The following is a 3,527-nucleotide window of genomic DNA, read 5'->3' on the forward strand; positions in this document are numbered from 1 at the left end:
TGGGGCGCTGCGGAGGACCGGACAGCGCGGCCCGTGCAGCACGAAGCCCAAAAGGAAGGTATCCCCGTTCTGAAACAGCTCCGCCCCGGCGAAGCAGCCGGAGCGGAGCCGTCCCAGGCGGCCGCGCATCGGCAAAGGGCCGGCCGCCCACTCCCCTTCACCCTCTTCGAGATCAGGAGAACTCCAGCATGCCCCGCATCCCTCTCGCCACCGAGCGCCTGGCCCTGTTCGGCACCCTGCTGGCCACCTTCGGCGAGCTGCACCCCGTCTGTGACCAGTGGTCCAGGGCTCACAGACGGCGATGCACAAGCGGGTGTACGGCGAGGACCTAGTCCACGCTGACGGCTCCCCCGCCGNTCTGTGACCAGTGGTCCAGGGCTCACAGACGGCGATGCACAAGCGGGTGTACGGCGAGGACCTAGTCCACGCTGACGGCTCCCCCGCCGACCCGGACACCCCCGCCCGACCATGACCACCAGCACGCTCGGCCGGCGCGCGGTCGCCCGCCACTGCGTTTCTGTTGGGTTGGTGACCTAGGAGCCCTCCCCTCAGTAGGCATCTGTGCTGGTCAAAGTCGCAAAGACCGGTGCAACGGTGGTCGACAGATGTCGTGCATGGAATACGAGATCATGGGCGCGGACCGATCGGGGAAGACACAGGGGGTAGGGGAATCATGGTGGCGTTCCACGCATCCGCGCTGGACGGTGTGGCCCGAAATTCGGCGCTGCCGACGCCGCTGCTGCTGCGCCTACTCGCCTTCGAGAGGGACGGCGACCGTCCGCCCCGCGAGGCTCTTCAGCGGGCCGGACTTCCCGAGTCGGCCGTCGCGCTGATCCTGGCCCACCCGAACCCGGGGTCCCGGATCGATTTCGCCATGAGTGCCAGGGCGGAGCCTGCACAGCGGGCCCGGGTCGCGGACGATCCTTCTCCTAAGGTGCGGGCCGCTCTCGCAAATGGACCCGAGGTGTACGATCCGCGCGCAAAGGTCGCGCCGCTCCCTGATGCCGTGTGCGCCCGCCTGCTCGACGATCCGGATCCTGCCGTACGCGCGGCACTGCTGGAGTCGCCCCATCTGGCGCCGTCGTTTGTGGCATCGATGGCCACTCATCACCGTGCGGCAGCGCGCCGGGAAGCGGTGCGCGCATGGGAGGCCCTGTCGGCGGGCGAGCGGTCGGCGTTGCTGGCCGACCCCGACCCCGAGGTACGGCGGGCTGCCGCGCTGCAGGAGTGTCGGCGGGACGCCCACGTCACCGCCGAACTCCTCCGCGACCCGAAGTCCGCCGCCGAGGCACTGCGCCGCGGGCTCCTTTCCCGCGCCGACGCCGAGCGGTGCGTCGCCGAGCGGACGCACTTGGCCGCCCTTGCCGGGAACCCGTCGCTGCCCGCCGACCTCGTAGAGCGGCTCGCCGTCAACCCCGACGAGGACGTACGGCTCGCCGTCTCCCTGCGGCCCGAGCTGGACGAGACACGGCGCATGGGGATCGACTTCACGGCCGGGGACCTCGACAGGGGCGACGGCGTGCGGTGGGTACGGGACGGGCTCGCCGAGCCTGAGGTGCTGCGTCGGGCCGCGTCCTCCGCTCATCCGCTACTCCAGCGCGCCGCCGCCTGGAGCCCCCATCTGCCGCCCGATCTGCTGCGCCTGCTCGCACGCGTCGAGGACCCAGTGGTGGAGAACCTCCTGGGCATTCACCACCCCGACGCTCCGGAGGAGGTCCTGATGCGGGTGTTCGCGCGGCTGGGCGGGACGTTCTCCGCCTGGATGGCGGAGACGCACCCTCGTTTTCCCCGCGAGGGCCTCGCCGCCCGCTACGCGGACCACCTGGACGGGAACTACCGCCGCCTGGCCGTACGGGACCCGGCCGCCACACCGGAGCTGATCGAACGGCTCAGCCACGACCCCGTCGTCTGGACGCGTCAGGCGGCGGCCCGCGACCCGCGCCTCCGGCTACACCGGCTCCGCGAGGCCCTCCTCGTACCCGAACTGGCCTCCAGCGCGGGTGCTAACCCGGCGCTACCCGAGGACGAGATAGCCGCCGTCCTGGACCGGGCTGGCGTTCCCGCCTGACTGCCGAGCGGAACCGACTTGCTCGCACCCCCTGGGCCTGAACATGGAGACCGTCCTGGCGGGCGCTATCCCCGTGATCGGCACGCTCCTCGGCTCCATCGTCAGCGGCCGTTTCCAAGAGCGTGCCTCCGCGCGGGCCGCGGAGGCCAACCACCGCGAAGAGATACGCCGCGACCGGCTGAAGGCCGTCACGGATCTGACCACCGCAGTCAGCGAACATCGCACCGTGATGTGGCTACGCGGCGACACGATGCTGAAGGGCCGTCCGGCTGAGGGAGCGGGTGGAGGCCCTGCGGGACGAAAGCCACGCAACCCGCCAAGCAATCACCGAGCCCTTGACCGCGCTCCTGGTCCTGATCCAGGACCAGGAGATACGCGACGCCGCCACACGCATGATCACGCTGACCTACGCCATACGCGACGTGATCCCCAGCGCCAGCGACCTGACCAAAGCCGAGGCCCGTGAGGCGGCCACGGCCACGCTGACCCCAGCTCGTCACGCCGCGATGGTGGCGCACGACGATTTCACGGACGTCGCTGCCCGCTATCTCAACACCACCTGACCGCCATCTACAGGGAGCCCATCGGGGTCTCCCGCAGATCCGCCGGGTCCTGAGCGCACTCTGTGCCGCCCCGCCCCCGCCGGAGCCGGGCCGCCCAGCGCGACCCGCTCGTGGCCCGCACCACCCCGGCCACCAGCTGCACACCCGCGCCGTCCTCGGCGTCGCCCGCACCACCGGCACCCACACCGACACCGACGACGCGTGTAGCCCGTGGGCACAGCCCGCCCGCTTCCACCTGGACCTGGACAAGGTCCACGCGCTGCCGCTGCCCGTGTCCTACGACGGCCAGCAGGGCCCGTGGCAAGTCCCGCTCCCCATCTTCGAGCTGATTTTCCTCCAACTCCCCCACCTCGCCCAGCGCTTCCTGGAGGCCACCCCATGAGCCGCGCCGACGACCGCATTCCCTTCCCACACACAGACGCGCCGCTGGCGTGCCGCACCGACCCGAAGCTGTTCGCCATCGACGACATTGCCAACCGTGCCGAGCGGGAGAAGACCCTCGCCACGGCGAAACGTGCCTGCTCCGGCTGCCCGATCGTCACCAGCTGCCTCAAGTGGGCGCTCGCGAACCCCGAGCTCACGCCGACCGGCGTGTGGGCGGCAACCACCCACCGCGACCGCAACCGCCTCCGCAAGAACCTGACCCAGCGCCTCGGCACCGACTGGGTCGGCGCCGTCGCCGAGCAGGACCGGCGCAAGCAGGAGAAGCAGCGTGCGGCTCGGATCAACCCGCCGACCGTCCGCGAGCAGGCAATAGCCCGGCTGGACGTGGAGCTCATCCCCATCCGACCCGCCCCGTACGAGCCGTGGAAGGAGCCGATGACCCCATCGCGGCAGGCCCGCAACCGCGCTGTTCTCGGGGCTGCCCTGTCCACCAAGGAGGTCGCGTAAAGATG

The 3,527-nt window shown here is 70.9% G+C and carries 4 protein-coding genes; 3 read left to right on the forward strand and 1 reads right to left on the reverse strand.

The window, feature by feature from the left end; all coding sequences use genetic code 11:
- Positions 1–673 precede the first annotated feature (673 nt).
- Positions 674–2,068, forward strand: a complete 1,395-nt coding sequence (locus EEJ42_RS05575) for a Mucin-2 (RefSeq protein WP_123098878.1) — start codon at positions 674–676, stop codon at positions 2,066–2,068.
- 281 nt (positions 2,069–2,349) lie between these two features.
- A complete protein-coding gene (locus EEJ42_RS52535; RefSeq protein ID WP_246096109.1) occupies positions 2,350–2,631 on the forward strand; it encodes a hypothetical protein in 282 nt (93 codons plus the stop codon).
- Positions 2,632–2,638: 7 nt separating this feature from the next.
- Here the strand turns inward: EEJ42_RS52535 and EEJ42_RS05585 are convergent, their stop codons facing one another.
- Positions 2,639–2,935: a hypothetical protein gene (locus EEJ42_RS05585; protein WP_148081858.1), complete on the reverse strand. Its 297-nt coding sequence runs from the start codon at positions 2,933–2,935 to the stop codon at positions 2,639–2,641.
- A gap of 74 nt (positions 2,936–3,009) precedes the next feature.
- On the opposite strand from EEJ42_RS05585, the gene EEJ42_RS05590 reads away from it, so the two are divergent.
- Entirely contained in the window at positions 3,010–3,522 is a 513-nt protein-coding gene (locus EEJ42_RS05590; protein WP_123098880.1) for a WhiB family transcriptional regulator, read from the forward strand.
- The last annotated feature ends 5 nt before the right edge of the window (positions 3,523–3,527 follow it).

The sequence above is a fragment of the Streptomyces botrytidirepellens genome (genome assembly GCF_003721215.1).
In the GTDB taxonomy this organism is placed as follows: domain Bacteria; phylum Actinomycetota; class Actinomycetes; order Streptomycetales; family Streptomycetaceae; genus Streptomyces; species Streptomyces himastatinicus.